The sequence below is a fragment of the Thermomonospora catenispora genome (genome assembly GCF_006363815.1).
Taxonomy (GTDB): Bacteria; Actinomycetota; Actinomycetes; order Streptosporangiales; family Streptosporangiaceae; genus Thermomonospora; species Thermomonospora catenispora.
This window is the reverse complement of the sequence record NZ_RRYT01000002.1, coordinates 317,257-330,137: the sequence shown is the minus strand read 5'-3', so window position 1 is coordinate 330,137 and position 12,881 is coordinate 317,257. Positions and strand designations below refer to the sequence as shown.

Annotated in this window: 8 protein-coding genes; all 8 read right to left on the bottom strand. The window is 73.3% G+C overall.

The window, feature by feature from the left end; translation table 11 throughout:
* Positions 1 to 227: 227 nt before the first annotated feature.
* The 8 genes from EIO00_RS03205 to EIO00_RS03170 all read right to left on the bottom strand — a co-directional run bounded on the left by EIO00_RS03205 (position 228) and on the right by EIO00_RS03170 (position 12,539).
* A complete protein-coding gene (locus tag EIO00_RS03205) occupies positions 228 to 1,673 on the bottom strand; it encodes a hypothetical protein (RefSeq protein WP_140175364.1) in 1,446 nt (481 codons plus the stop codon).
* Between the two features lie 371 nt (positions 1,674 to 2,044).
* Positions 2,045 to 4,654 (bottom strand): ABC transporter permease, encoded by a 2,610-nt coding sequence (locus tag EIO00_RS03200; RefSeq protein ID WP_140175363.1) that lies wholly within the window; start codon positions 4,652 to 4,654, stop codon positions 2,045 to 2,047.
* Positions 4,651 to 5,367, bottom strand: a complete 717-nt coding sequence (locus tag EIO00_RS03195) for an ABC transporter ATP-binding protein (RefSeq protein WP_241661081.1) — start codon at positions 5,365 to 5,367, stop codon at positions 4,651 to 4,653. Before EIO00_RS03195 ends, EIO00_RS03200 begins: the two co-directional genes overlap by 4 nt.
* On the bottom strand, positions 5,364 to 5,972 hold the full coding sequence (locus EIO00_RS03190) for a PadR family transcriptional regulator (protein WP_140175362.1): 609 nt from the start codon (positions 5,970 to 5,972) through the stop codon (positions 5,364 to 5,366). The genes EIO00_RS03195 and EIO00_RS03190 overlap by 4 nt, the downstream gene beginning before the upstream one ends.
* Positions 5,973 to 6,156: 184 nt before the next feature.
* The gene (ilvC, locus tag EIO00_RS03185; RefSeq protein ID WP_140175423.1) at positions 6,157 to 7,140 is read right to left on the bottom strand and encodes a ketol-acid reductoisomerase; all 984 of its coding nucleotides are present in this window, start codon (positions 7,138 to 7,140) and stop codon (positions 6,157 to 6,159) included.
* 41 nt (positions 7,141 to 7,181) lie between these two features.
* Positions 7,182 to 7,706: an acetolactate synthase small subunit gene (ilvN, locus tag EIO00_RS03180; RefSeq protein ID WP_140175361.1), complete on the bottom strand. Its 525-nt coding sequence runs from the start codon at positions 7,704 to 7,706 to the stop codon at positions 7,182 to 7,184.
* A gap of 3 nt (positions 7,707 to 7,709) precedes the next feature.
* Positions 7,710 to 9,455: an acetolactate synthase large subunit gene (locus EIO00_RS03175; protein WP_140175360.1), complete on the bottom strand. Its 1,746-nt coding sequence runs from the start codon at positions 9,453 to 9,455 to the stop codon at positions 7,710 to 7,712.
* Positions 9,456 to 9,674: 219 nt separating this feature from the next.
* Positions 9,675 to 12,539 (bottom strand): putative bifunctional diguanylate cyclase/phosphodiesterase, encoded by a 2,865-nt coding sequence (locus EIO00_RS03170; protein WP_140175359.1) that lies wholly within the window; start codon positions 12,537 to 12,539, stop codon positions 9,675 to 9,677.
* Positions 12,540 to 12,881: the final 342 nt, after the last annotated feature.

Below are 12,881 nucleotides of genomic sequence, written 5' to 3'. Positions count from 1 at the left end.
CACACGTCCCCTAACGCGCCGAATGCCCCGATCAGCGAGCCGCGGAACGCGGCCGTCGCGCCGCCCGCGGCGCCCGGCGGCGCCGGTGAGGACGAGGGACGGCGAAGACGGCGTGCATCCCGCGCCCGGAGGGCACGCCGGCCCGAGCGGGGCGGGCGGAGGCGGACCGGCCGGGCACGGCGCCGGACGGGCCCGCTCACACCCGAGCGTATGACGGCCGCGGCCGATCAGGGCACGGCGACGACCGGCGGCTCGGCGAGCGCATCCTCGCGGGCCGGCGCGGGATCGGCGGGCGGGCGGACCTCCTGGGGGGCGCGGCGCCCGCCGCGGCAGAACGCGATGCCGGCGGCCAGGCAGGCCAGCGGCACCGCGGCCAGCGCGTACCGGTAGTCGAACTGCGCGGTCACCGGCGGGACGACGATCAGCACCGCCGACAGGGTCCACGGCAGCAGCGCCGCCCCGGCGCCGCGCCGCCGCCCGATCCACGCCCAGGCCAGCCCGGCGGCCAGGATCGCCCCGAGCACGGTGCCGCGCAGGTAGACGTGCCGCTGGTAGACCTGCAGGAACCCGGCGTAGGGCTCGACCACGGCGGTGGTGACCCGGCCCGGGTCATAGGCCTGCAGGATGGGGATGTGATGCTCGTCGGGGCGCGCCACCTCGTCCTGGCCGCGGAACAGGTAGTGGCCGTAGGTGAACTCCTCCGGATAGACCGGGTGCCCCCACTGGAAGGTCCGCGCGATGTCGACCGCGATCGTCCGGGCGTAGTCGCCGGGCTGGGTCAGCATGGCGCGTTTGGCGAACGACCCGGCCACCCGGTTCTGCTCGACGTTGAACGCGCCGCCGGGGATGCGCCGCACCGGGGCGAACTGGCCCCACACGTAGGAGCCGGCCGCCTTGCGCTCGGACGGGGCGGCGGCCACGCACAGGGCCGCCTCCTCGGGGGGCGGCTGCATCTTCTCGCAGTCGGCGAACGCCATCACCCGGCTGTAGAGGAAGATCCCCGAGCTGCGGGTCATCTCCCAGCGGCCGTGGTGGGAGTGGTACCACTGCAGGTAGCACGCGATCGGCAGCGCGCAGGCGCCCACCAGCGCCGCCACCGGCCGCCACCCGGCCCGCCGCACCAGCAGGAAGCCCACGCCGATCACCAGCAACGGCATCCCGACCGTGCGGGTGAGCGCGGCCAGTCCCAGCAGCCCGCCCGCCAGCGCGGCGTTGCGGGGCGTGTGCTCGCCCAGCAGCACCACCGCCGCAGCCGTGACCAGGAACACGAACAGGGTGTCCGACAGGACCATGTGTTCCAGCTGGATCTGGAACGCGTCGAACAGCACCGGCGCCGCCGCGAGCGAGGCGGCCCAGCCGGGCGCGCCGAATCTGCGGCGCAGCGCCCCGTAGATCAGGACGGCGATGCCCAGCCCCATCAGGTGCTGCAGCACCGCGATCAGCGCGAGGCTGTGCAGCGGCTCCAGCAGCCGCAGCAGCAGCGGGTAACCGCTGGGTCGGATCAGCCCCGGCTCCAGCGCGACCGCCGACGCCATGTAGTCGTAGGAGTCGGGGAACCACATCACCCAGCGGTAGCCGAGCATGGCGGTCGCCCGGAGCCCCGCCGCGACCAGCAGCAGCGGCAGGAACACCCGATGCCGCCGCAGCGCCTCCCGCAGGCGCGCGGTGCTCACCCGCGCTCTCCCGCGCCGGCGCGACGGCACGGCTCCCCGCCGCTCAGCGATCTCGCCGACCCCTGTGCGGGCAACGCGCGCAATGCGGCCTCCTGCTCGTCTGGGAGCCATGACCCCGAACCCGCGCCGCTTCTCCGTTCGCCCGATGCGCGGGATGTGCGTGTGATCGACGACTCCGAACCGGGGGCCATGACCGTCCTCCCCGGTTCCACCGGGTACTGGTGATGATATTGGCATCGGCGCCGGGGTGGGTGGTCGAGAGACCAGCGAACGCCAACGGCCCGGACAAGACACGCGTCGGCGGACGTAAACCCGGGGGTGCGGGGCCCGCCGGGCCCCGCACCCCGTCCGACCGCTCCGGACGCGGCGGCTCAGGCGATCCGCCGGACGACCGGCAGACGGGACCTGGTGAACAGGCCCGCCGCGAGCGCCGCCAGCACGGGGACGAGCAGGCCGACGGCGGCCAGCAGCGACCAGGGGATGTCCACGATCGGCTGCACGCCGCCGGGCGGCGGGTCGTGCTCGATCGGCGTCCCGGGGACCCGGGTGAGCACGCGGGCCGCCGAGATCCCGGGGGCCAGGCCGGCGGCGATGCCCAGCCAGCAGCCCAGCAGCGCGGTGCACGCGGCCTGCCCCATCGTCAGCAGCCGCCGGGTGCGCGGCCGGGCGCCGACCGCGGCGAGGGTGGCCAGGTCGGGCCGGGCGTCGGCGACGGCCAGCCCGGTGACGATCAGCGATCCGCCGACCACCATGACCCCGCCGGCCAGCGCGAGCAGCACCAGCGGCGTCGCGAACGACCCGGTGAACCCGCGCTCGACGTACAGCTCGAGCCGGACGTCCTCCGGCAGCGCCCCGGCGATGCGCTCGTTGACGCGCTCCTGCTCGGCGGGCGTCACCCGGTGGTCGGCCCGGTCGATGGCGTAGTACGTCAACGCGGTCGGCAGGCCCAGCTCCCGCGCGGTGCGGGGCGACACCAGCGCGGGGAACTCCCCGGGCAGCCGTTCGGCGACCGTGGCGACCGGCAGGTCGACGGTGCGCAGCACCCGCTGGGGGACCGTGCCGTTCGCATCCGGCGGCCGCTGCTCCATGATCTGCGCACGCAGCCGGCCGCCGGGGGCGGTCCTGCCCTCGGGCAGCACCACGCCGCCCTCGCGCAGCGTCCGGACCGCCTGCGGGTCCTCCCGGCCCAGCAGCATGCGGACCGCGTCGGGCTCGGCGACCAGCGTCCCGAAGGGGCCGAGCTGCGGATCGACTCCGGTGTTCAGCCAGCGGCAGCCGGTGTCGCAGTCGCCGAACGGGCCGATGTGGTGCAGGGCGTGGATCGGGACGCCGGGCAGCTCCTGCTCGATCGCCCGGCGGACCCGGTCGGCGTGCTCGGCGGTGAGGGAGACATAGGCCGCGCCCATCGGGAGCTCAGGCTGATAGTTGGCGCGCCGCCAGGCGAATTCGCTGGAGCCCCCGATGGCCAGCGCGGTGATGCCGGCGACCGCGGCCATGATCGCGGCGACGGCGGGGGCGGCGCGCCCCCGGTTGCGGGCGTTGTCGCGAACGGCCAGCCGCAGCGGCAACGGCAGCGATCGGGCGGGGCGCGCGGCGACGCCCACCGCCAGCGGACACACCAGCACGCCGCCCACGACGATCGCCGCCGTGCCGAACACGATGCCGTACTCCGCCAACAGCCGCGGTCCGACCAGGCACAGCGCCGCTCCCCCGGCGATGCAGACCGCCCCGGCGATCGGCCAGCCACGCCGGGCACGGACCCGCTCGCGCCGCCCGGCCAGCGCGGCGACCACGTCCATGCGCGCCGCCTGTGCGGCGGGCACGTAGGCGGCCAGCAGCCCGCTCAACGCGCCCAACGCCATCGGCACGGCCACCAGCGGCCACGGCACCTCGAACGGTCCCATGGGGGCGTCGGTGTGGCGGTCGATGATCGGCACCGCCACGGCGGCCAGGCCCAGTCCCGCCGAGGCGCCCAGCAGCGCGGCGACGGCGCCGGCCGCCGCACCGCCCGCCAGCACGATGGCGCGCAGATGGCGGGGCTGTCCGCCGGCGGCCATGACCAGCGCCAGCTGCCGGCGCTGCCGGCGGATGCCCACCGCGAAAGCGGGTCCGGCCAGCAGCACGACCTCAAGCACGATCATCGTGATCGTCAGGGCGAGGACCGCCTTCTCGGCGGGGGGGCGTCCGGAACCGTTCGGCACGCCGACGCCGGCGGGCGGGTTGCGGATCAGCTCGGCGGAGGCGACCACCAGTCCGGACCGGTTGAAGTGCTCGACGTCGGACCAGGTGACCGGCCGTCCGGTGGACAGCAGCCAGGCGTGCCCCTGGTGCTGCGGGGCGATGAGCCCGCTGCCCGGCAGGGTCTGCACGAACGAGGCGGACGCGGCGCCGTCGGGGTCGACGACGTGGCCGACGATCCGTTTGGGAGTGTCGTCGCGGGTGAGGATGATCGTGTCGCCGATGCGATAGCCGCGGTCGCGCAGCGCCGGGGAGATCGCGACCTCGTCGGCGGAGGCGGGCGGCCGCCCCGCGGTGACGGTGAGGATGCCCGTGGTGATCCGGTCGCGCAGATCCAGCTCCCGCACCTCGACCTGGGCGTATCCGCGGGGGGTGCGCACCTGCGTGTCGCCGGTGACGTACGGCACGACGCGGGCGGACGGGCCGAACCGGGCGGTGACGAGCCGTGCCACCTGCGAGGCGTCCACGGGCTCGGTGGTGTCGCCCGCGCGGATCCAGGACTCGCCCAGGACGTCCTGGCGGATGGGGCCGCCGGCGAACTGCACCCGCGCCTCGGCGCGGCCGAGCTCGTGCGGCAGCCGCTCCACGGCGCTCCACTCGCGGGTGCTGTCGAGCACCGCCAGCATCACGATGGCCAGCACCGGAAGCCCGATCATGCACAGCACCAGGGCGCTGCGCCCCTTGGCGCGCCACGCGTCCCGCCAGGCGATGCGCAGCGCCGCCCGATGGCCGCCGAGACTCATCGGACGTCCTCCAGCAGGCTCTCGGGGCCGGTCGGGGCGCCGGTGGAGTCGACGATCACGCCGTCGCGCAGGAACACCACCCGGTCGGCCCAGGCGGCGTGCCGGGACTCGTGGGTGACCATCAGGCAGGCGGCGCCGGCGTCGCAGCGGGCCCGCAGCAGCCGCATGATCTCCTCGCCGGAGCGGCTGTCCAGCGCGCCGGTGGGCTCGTCGGCCAGGACCAGGCGTCGTTCGCCGACCAGGGCGCGGGCGATGGCGACGCGCTGCTGCTGGCCGCCGGACATCTCCTCGGGGAACCGGTCGGCCAGCTCGCCGATGCCGACCTCGGCCAGCGCGTCCAGCGCCTCGCGGCGGGCGCGGCGGGTGCGCACCCCGTCCAGCTCGCGGGGCAGCATGACGTTCTCCGCCGCGGTCAGGGTGGGGATGAGGTTGTAGTCCTGGAAGACGTAGCCGATGCTGCGCCGCCGCAGCGCCGCCCGCGCCGCCGTGCCCAGGGAGCCGAGGTCGGTGCCCTCGACCAGGACCTGTCCGGCGGTGGGGGTGTCGAGCCCGCCGGCCAGGGTGAGCAGGGTGGACTTGCCGGATCCCGAGGGGCCCATCACGGCGACGAACTCGCCGGGCGCCACGTGCAGGCTGACGCCGCGCAGCGCGTGCACGACGTTGGGGCCGGTCCCGTGATCGCGCGACACCTCGCGCATGACGAGCACGTTCACCGGCGGACCTCCGGACGCTCGTCGGGGCGGGCGGCCTCGGCCTCGGGGCCGGTCTGGGCCGCGGCGGGGCGGCGCTCGAGGGCGAGGCGGGTCATGAAGGCCTCGCAGTGGTCCAGCCAGCGGACCTCGGCCTCGGCCTGGAAGATCATGGACTCCAGCACCAGCCGCCAGGAGGCGTCGGCGGCGTCCGCCGGCAGCGGCGGGGCGTCGGCCTTGAGGCGGGTCAGGTCGCGCAGGGCGCGCAGCGTGGCGGTGCGCTGGGTCTGCACCACGGCGCGGACGTCGACGCCCGGGGTGGTGACGGCCATGGCCAGCTTGATGGCCAGTTCGTCGCGCGGCCGGTCGGCGGGGGCGATGGGAGTGGCGAACCAGCGGCGTACCTCCTCCTCGCCGTCGGGGGTGATGCGGTAGACGAACCGTCCCTCGGCGTCGGCGTCGGCCTTGGCGACGAGGCCGTCGCGTTCCAGCCGCGCCAGGGTGGAGTAGACCTGGCCGATGTTGAGCGGCCAGGTGGCGCCGGTGGACGCCTCGAACTCCGCGCGGAGCTGATAGCCGTAGCGAGGTCCCTGGGACAGCAGCGCCAGGATGCCGTGACGTATGGACATATACGCAGTATGCATACTGCGTATGCCCAAGGCAATACCGAGTATGCATCCGGGCGTCGTCCGACGCCCCGGAGACGACGACGGCCCGCCGCGACACGATGTCGCGGCGGGCCGTCCCGGCGGCGGACCGCGTCCGCCCGCCCCGCCCGGCGGGCGCCGGGCGCCCCTCACGGGGCCCGGGGCGTCAGTCGTTCAGCCAGCTCATCATCGGGCGGAGCTTGGCGCCGGTCTGCTCGATCGGGTGGTCGCCCAGCTCCTTGCGGTACTTGAGGTGGTTGGTCTGGCCGCCGTCGAACTCGGCGACGAGCTCCTTGGCGAACTCGCCGGAGGTGATCTCGGCGAGGATCCGCTTCATCGCCTCCTTGGTCTGCTCGGTGATCACCCGCGGACCGCGGGTGTAACCGCCGTACTCGGCGGTGTCGGAGACCGACCAGTACATCTTCTGGATGCCGCCCTCGTACATGAGGTCGACGATCAGCTTCATCTCGTGCAGGCACTCGAAGTAGGCCACCTCCGGCTGGTAGCCCGCCTCGATCAGGGTCTCGAACCCGGCCTTGATCAGCTCGGACACGCCGCCGCACAGCACGGCCTGCTCACCGAACAGGTCGGTCTCGGTCTCCTCGGCGAAGGTGGTCTTGATGCCGCCGGCGCGCAGCCCGCCGATCGCCTTGGCGTAGGAGAGGGTCAGCGGCCAGGCGTTCCCGGTGGCGTCCTTCTCCACCGCGACCAGCACCGGCACGCCCCGGCCCGCGGTGAACTGGCGACGCACCAGGTGGCCGGGGCCCTTGGGGGCGACCATGGCCACGTCCACGCCCTCGGGGGCCTCGATCAGGCCGAACCGGATGTTCAGGCCGTGCCCGAAGAACAGCGCATCACCCTCGACCAGGGCCGGCTTGATCTCGTTGTTGTACAGGTCGCGCTGGACGTGGTCGGGCGCCAGGATCATGATCAGGTCGGCCTCCTCGGCCGCCTCGGCCGGGGTGACCACCCGCAGGCCGTCCGCCTCGGCCTGCGCCCGGCTCTTGGAGCCCTCCTTGAGCCCGACCCGCACGTCGACCCCCGAATCGCGCAGCGACAGCGCGTGCGCGTGCCCCTGGCTGCCGTAGCCGATCACGGCCACGTGCCGGCCCTGGATGACGCTCAGGTCGGCGTCGTCGTCGTAGAACATCTCCGCCACTTGGAACTACCTCTCTATGGATGAAGGCGCGCTCAGGCGCTGCGGTCCAGGGCTCGCAGGGAGCGATCGGTGATGGAGCGGGCGCCGCGGCCGATGGCCACCATCCCCGACTGGACCAACTCCTTGATGCCGAACGGCTCCAGCACGCGGATGAGCGCTTCGAGCTTGTCACGGTTGCCGGTGGCCTCGATGGTGACCGCCTCCGGGGCCACGTCGACCACCTTGGCGCGGAACAGCTGGACGGTCTCCAGCACCTGCGACCGGGTCTCGGCGTCGGCCCGCACCTTAACCAGGATCAGTTCGCGCTGCACCGAGGAGGCCGGATCCAGCTCCACGATCTTCAGCACGTTGACCAGCTTGTTGAGCTGCTTGGTGACCTGTTCCAGCGGCAGGTCCTCGACGTTCACCACGATGGTCATCCGGGAGATCTCCGGATGCTCGGTGGTGCCCACCGCCAGCGAGTCGATGTTGAACCCGCGCCGGGAGAACAGCGCCGCGACCCGGGCCAGGATGCCCGGCTTGTTCTCCACCAGCACCGAGAGCGTGTGACGGCTCATGGGTCAGTCCCCGTTCTCCCAGTCGGGCGCCATGTCGCGCGCGATCTTGATGTCGTCGTTGCTGGTCCCGGCGGCGACCATGGGCCACACCATGGCGTCCTTGTGGACCACGAAGTCGATGACCACCGGGGTGTCGTTGATCTCCATCGCCTTGGCGATGGTGCCCTCGACGTCCTCGGGCCGCTCGCAGCGCAGCCCGACGCACCCGTAGGCCTCGGCCAGCTTGACGAAGTCCGGGATCCGCTTGGAGTGGAGGTCGGTGTTGGAATAGCGCTCGTTGTAGAAGAGCGTCTGCCACTGCCGGACCATGCCCAGGTTGCCGTTGTTGATCACGGCGACCTTGATCGGGATGCCCTCGACGACGCAGGTGGCCAGCTCCTGGTTGGTCATCTGGAAGCAGCCGTCGCCGTCGATCGCCCACACCTGGGCGTCGGGCTTGGCGACCTTGGCGCCCATCGCCGCCGGGATCGCATAGCCCATGGTCCCCGCGCCGCCGGAGTTGAGGAACGCCCCGGGCCGCTCGTACTTGATGAACTGGGCCGCCCACATCTGGTGCTGGCCCACGCCCGCCACGTAGTAGGCGTCCGGGCCGACCATCTTGCCGATCTGCTCGATCACGTACTGGGGGGCCAGCGAACCGTCCTCGGGGTGGTCGTACCCCAGGGGGTAGGTCTCCCGCCAGGCGTTCAGCTGCTTCCACCAGGCGCTGTAGTCGCCGCGGCGGCCGGCCTCGTGCTCGGCCTGCACCGCCACGATCAGGTCGGCGATGACCTCGCGGACGTCGCCGACGATCGGGACGTCGGCGTGCCGGTTCTTGGAGATCTCGGCCGGGTCGATGTCGGCGTGCACGACCTTGGCGTCGGGGGCGAAGCTGTCCAGCTTGCCGGTGACCCGGTCGTCGAAGCGGGCGCCGAGGGCCACCAACAGGTCCGAGCGCTGCAGGGCGCCGACCGCGCCGACGGTGCCGTGCATGCCGGGCATCCCCATGTGCAGGGGGTGGCTGTCGGGCAGCGCGCCCTTGGCCATCAGCGTGGTGACCACCGGCGCGCCGGTCAGCTCGGCCAGCACCTTCAGCTCGGCCGCCGCGCCCGCCTTGATCACGCCGCCGCCCACGTACAGCACCGGGCGCTCGGCCTCCACCAGCAGCCGGGCCGCCTCACGGATCTGCTTGGAGTGCGGGCGGGTCACCGGCCGGTAGCCGGGCAGCCGCAGCGACTCGGGCCAGGCGAACTCGACGGTGTCCTGCAGAGCGTCCTTGGAGATGTCGACCAGGACCGGACCGGGACGGCCGGTGGAGGCGATGTGGAACGCCTCGGCGATGGTGCGGGCGATGTCCCGGGCATCGGTGACCAGGAAGTTGTGCTTGGTGATCGGCATGGTGATGCCGACGATGTCGGCCTCCTGGAACGCGTCGGTCCCGATGGCCGAGCTGGAGACCTGGCCGGTGATGGCCACGATCGGCACCGAGTCCATGTAGGCGTCGGAGATCGGGGTGACGAGGTTGGTGGCCCCCGGGCCGCTGGTGGCCATGCAGACCCCGACCTTGCCGGTGACCATGGCGTATCCCTGAGCGGCGTGCCCGGCGCCCTGCTCGTGGCGGACCAGGATGTGCCGCACCTGCTTGGAGTCGAACAGGGGGTCGTAGGCCGGGAGGATCGCTCCCCCGGGGATGCCGAACACGGTGTCGACCCCGACGTTCTCCAGTGCGCGGACCAGCGCCTGAGCTCCCGTCATTCGTTCGGTGGTCATGCCTTTTCCTTGGATGGGAGAGTGATCCTGGCCAACAAAAAACCCCTCGCGCCGGATATGGCGAATCGAGGGGAGCGCGCAGGCGAAGCGACTTGGTCAGCCTGCGCGCCGACCAAGTACTACGAGGATCGAGAAGATGCTCTGCACGGGTACACAATCGCCGACTCCCCCGACCGGCGTCAAATCCGTGGATAAATCATCTCACCATCCGAGACGGACTCAGCCCGGCGACAGGGCCGGTCCGTGCAGCGGCAGACCGGGACCGCCGGGCCCCCGCTCGGCGTCGGCGGAACCGCCCCGGTCGGTGAGATTGGTGCGCAGCAGCGCCTCCGCCGGCCCCGCCGCCATCGGCCGGGCCACCAGGAACCCCTGCCCGCGCGGGCACTCCATCTCGCGCAGCAGCTCCAGCTGCTCGGGACGCTCGATGCCCTCGGCCACCACGGTGAGACCGAGATCACTGCCCAGCCGCACGATGGTCCGGGTGAGCAGGGTGAGCGTGTCGTCCCGGCCCAGCCCCGCCACGAACGACGGGTCGATCTTGATCACGTCCACCGGGAGCTGCCCCAGATAGGCCAGCGAGGCGTAGCCGGTGCCGAAGTCGTCGATGGCCAGCCGCACCCCCAGATCGCGCAGCGCGGTCAGCCGCCGCACGTTCTGCCCGGCGTCCTCGACCAGCACCTCCTCCCGGACCTCCAGGGTGAGCGCGCTGGGCGGCAGACCGGTCTCCTCCAGGGCCGCCGCCACCGACTCCACGAACCGCGGCGCGGCGATCTGCCGGGCGGTGAAGTTCACCGACAGCCCCACGTCCCAGGACTCGGCGCGCCACCGGGCCACCTGTCGGCAGGACTCCCGCAGCACCCACTCGCCCAGCTGGACCATCAGCCCGGACTCCTCGGCGGGCCGGATGAACTCCTGCGGCGGCACCGACTCGCTGCCGCGCCACCAGCGCACCAGCGCCTCCACCCCGGTCACCCGGGAGGTGGCCAGCTCCACCACCGGCTGGAACTCGACGGTGAACTGCTCCTCGCTGAGCGCCCGCTGCAGCTCGGCGCCCAGCTCCAGCCGCCGCACCACATCGGCGTGCATGTGCGCGGCGAACACCTCCACGCGTCCGCCGCCCAGCTCCTTGGCCCGCGCCATCGCCAGATCGCCGTTGCGGATCAGGTCGGACCAGCTCTGCCGATCGGCCGCCGGCGCCGCCCCCTCCTCCCGCCCGGCCTGATCGGCCCGATCGCTGTCGGCGAACGCCAGCCCCACGCTGGCGCTCAGCACCACCTCGCGGTGGCCCGCCCGGTACGGCTCGTCGGTCAGCACCCGCAGCAGCCGCTCGGCCAGCTCCACCGCCGCGCGGGCCTCGGCGGCGTCCTCCACCAGCACGGCGAACTCGTCGCCGCCCCATCGGGCCACCGTGTCGTCGGCCTGGACGGCGGCGCGCAGCCGGCGGGCGGCCTGGGCGAGGACCTGGTCCCCGGCGGCGTGCCCCGCCGAGTCGTTCACCGCGGTGAACCCGTCGAGGTCGGCGAACACCACCGCGACCCGGTCGGCGGCGGCCTCCCGGGAGAGCACCTCGCGGACGCGCTCTTCGAAGTAGGCCCGGTTGGGCAGCCCGGTCAGCCCGTCGTGGAAGGTCAGATGGGTGACCTGACGCCGCAGCGCCGCCTGCTCGGACAGGTCGCGGGTGGTCACCAGCACCCGCGAGCCGGTGTACCGGGAGACGGTCGACTCGGTGGGCAGCCAGGTGCCGTCGGCGGCGCGCACCCGGCAGGACACCCGCAGCGCCGCCTGGTCCGAGGCCAGGAACTCGCCGTAGACCTCCTCCAGGTGCGGCAGGTCCTCGGGATGGATCAGCTCGGCCAGCCCCCGGCCCACCAGATCGTCGGGGTCGTGGCCGTAGACCTGGCGGGCCCGGTCGGAGACGTACTGGATCCCGCCGGTCAGGTCGCAGATCACCACCACGTCGTTGATGCTGTCAGCCAGCGCCCGGAAGTGCTCCTCCCCCGCCTCGACCGCACGCCGCAGCCCGTCGTTCTCGCGGAGCAGCCCGGCCAGCCGCGCCAGCATCACCAGCACCGCGGACCCGGCGACGATCGTGACCACCGGCTCCGAGCCCTGGCTGCCGGTCAGCGAGTGCCCCGCGACGAACAGGGCGGACGCCGCCGCCACCGCCGCCGGGGTGAGCCCGGGGCCGATCATGCGGCCGCAGGGGGCGGCGGGCTCGGCGTCGTCGGCCTCCCCGGAGGGGACGCGCGGGCGCTCCACGGCGGGCATCGGGCGGATCCAGGGGGCCAGGCCGAGCAGCAGCAGGCCCGCCACCCGCGGGATGTCCCCCGGATCGACGGAGGAGGCGCCGCCGTGCAGCCGGTCGATCATGGAGGCGATGTCGGCCGCGACGAACGCCACCAACGCCAGATAGGCCATCCACACTCCGGCCCGGTAGGCGCGGGCGGCGCCCAGCACGAACGGCAGCGCCCCGCACACCAGCATCGTCCCGACCAGCGGATACAGCAGGTCCAGCACGAATTCGGCCGGCGTCTCCCCCGACAGGTGGTACAGCCGGTCGAACTCCGCCACCCAGCCGAACACGAACAACGCGGCCACGCACACATAGGTATCGGCGAGGTAGCGGGTCCAGGTCCCCACGTCCCTGGGCAGTCGGATCGGGACCACGAACCCGGTGGTCAACGCGGCCATCGCGGCCAGGTAGAACAGGTCCGCCAGCGACAGCGCCCCGCTGCCGGTGCCCAGCAGGCCGGGTGAGAACAGGTCGGTCGCGGCGCCCGCCAGCCAGCAGGCGGCGGCCACCGCGAACCAGCTCCAGCAGTCGCGCCGGGGATCTCGACGCCGGGGACGCTCCTCGGCGGGCTCCCCGGCGGAGCCGCCGCGGCCGGGCCGCAGCGGCAGCGGGACCACCGCGGTCAGCAGCGACGCGCCCGCCGCGAGGGCGACGACGCTCTCCGCCCAGGCGGGCAGGACGACGCCGCCCCAGCCCACCAGGGAGCCGACGGCGAGCGCGATCACGGTGAGCGCGGCCACGCCGATCGGCACCACACGAGGCGGAAACCGCCTGGCGCTCTCGCCGCTCATCCGCCGCTCGCTCTCTGCTGTCCGGACCGTCGGCCCCCGGGGACCGCGGCGTCGACCGTCATCGACATCAACGCAACCGGTACGCAAGATCGTTTCCGGCGCCGTCGTCCGTCTCGGGGAAGGCCGATGCTCTCCTGCCGGGACGAGACCGCCCCTTCCCGGGGCGTCGTCGGTCACCGGCCGAGCCGGCGGCGTCGTCTGCACCGTGGTTCCGCTGCGGGGTCACTGTGATGCTCAATGTACGTTCCGTAGGTCACGGAGCGATTGAGTCTCAGCGTCCACCCGGCTTCAACGATCCCCGCCGGAGCTTCGTCTCCAATGGGCCGATCATCGCCCGTCGAG